The sequence below is a fragment of the Yinghuangia sp. YIM S09857 genome (assembly GCF_051388915.1).
Lineage (GTDB): Bacteria > Actinomycetota > Actinomycetes > Streptomycetales > Streptomycetaceae > Yinghuangia.
The window spans coordinates 233,473-235,210 of sequence record NZ_JBPKBH010000002.1 but is presented as its reverse complement, the minus strand read 5'-3'; the positions used below and the strand labels follow the sequence as shown (position 1 = coordinate 235,210).

General features: G+C 73.0%; 1 protein-coding gene. It reads right to left on the bottom strand.

Annotated elements, in window-relative coordinates; all coding sequences use genetic code 11:
* Positions 1 to 63: 63 nt before the first annotated feature.
* Entirely contained in the window at positions 64 to 1,401 is a 1,338-nt protein-coding gene (locus tag ACRX5S_RS04260) for a DUF1254 domain-containing protein (protein WP_436771365.1), read from the bottom strand.
* Between the last annotated feature and the right edge of the window lie 337 nt (positions 1,402 to 1,738).

Below are 1,738 nucleotides of genomic sequence, written 5' to 3'. Positions count from 1 at the left end.
CCCCCCCCCCCCCCCCCCCCCCCCCCCCCCCCCCCCCCCCCCCCCGGGCCCGACCGGGGCGCGTCAGTCCAGCGGCCGGATGTCCGGGAGGCGGTACGAGCCGTCCAGCACCGTTCCGCCCGGCTGGTACATCCGCAGCATCGGCCGGAAGTCCCCGGCAGGCGTCGGCAGCCAGTTCGCCGCCTCGCCCTCCACCGGCTTGGCGTGCATCAGATAGAGCGTCAGGGAACCGTCGGAGCCGTACACCAGCCCCGGCGTGCGGTCGCCGATCGAGTAGCGGTTCGCCGCGTTGTCGATCAGGAAATAGTCGGGCATGTCGTACATCGTCAGGGACCAGAACGCGTCCACCGGAGGCGGCGACGGGAACGTCAGCGTGTAGTTCCGCGAGCCGTTGAGCTGGCGGCCGTCCGCGTCGGTGTAGGTGGTCGCGTACACCGCCTCGTAGGCGTGGTTGCCCCACAGCCCGACGCGCGCCGCGACGGCCCGCACAAGGTACGAGGCCCGGCGGTCGCCGATGCGCCAGTCGGGGGAGTCGACCGTGCCGAGGCCGAGCCGGTCCACGTTGTAGTCGAAGAGGTGCAGCGCCATGTGCCAGGTCGAGCTGCGGTCGTCGAGGCCGGTGCGGCTCGCCTCCTCGACGCGGCGGCGGCCCGCGGCGTATCCGTTGCGCAGCGCGGTCACCAGGTCGTCAGGGGCGTCGTGGTACGGCGAGTCGCCCTCGTGCAGCAGACCCAGCGCGGCGTACCGGCGCTGGTACTCGTCGTCCTCGGTGTCCGGCGGGAACGCCGCGAGCAGCACCCGCAGTTGCTCCCAGAACCGCATGTCCTCGGGCACCGTGTCGTCCGGCTCCGGCAGCCCCGCGGTCGGGCCCGGGTCGCCGAGCGGTTCGAGGGTCAGCTGCTCCTGGAGCTTCGCCACCCGGCCGAGGTCGTCGGGACCCGCGCACGCGAAGCGCCCGACGATCGAGGCGACCGTCGTGGGGGACGTGATCACCCGCGTGCCCTCGGGGACGGCGCCGATCCAGTCCGGCGGGGCGACGACGAAGGAGGCGGCCTCGGTGCCGGTGGCGCGGCGTCCGACGTACGCGAAGTTGTTGGTCCAGGTGTCGACGAACTGGAGCACGTAGTACGCCCCGGCGGTGTCCGGGACACGCAGCAGAAGCGGCCCGCCGGACAGGTCCAACTGGGCGAGCGAGTAGATCGTGTCGTTGTTGACCGACACGAAGTCGTCCTGCGGCCCCGCGAGTTTGCGGGCGTGCGCGAACTCGTTCGCCGGCGTGGCGGGCAGGGAGCCGAATCCGGTGCGCAGGCAGCGCTGGACCATGGAGACGTCGAACACCAGCGGGTACCCGTAGACGTACGCTTCGGCGGCGAGCCGGGCCAGATCGTCGTGGTCGGACATGCACCGTTCCCCTCGGAGCCGCCGTCACCGACGGCGGGCGCGGACAACCATCGCTCTTCGCTCGAACCTGTGCTGACAAGAGCATGCGCGGGCACCGGCACGCACGTGTGCGGCCGGTGCCGGACGCCCTTCCGGCAACCCTCCATCACGCGGCCCCCGCCCGCCACCGGAGCCACACGCGTTGCGACGGCTCCGCCCCCCGGCGGGTACGGCTCAGGGGGCGGCGAGGTTGCTGCGGAGCAGCGCGAGGAGTTCGTCGTCGGACAGGCCGAGGGAGCGGGCCTGGCCGACCAGTTCGGTGACGCGTTCGGCGAGGCGCAGGCGCGCCGGATCGGCC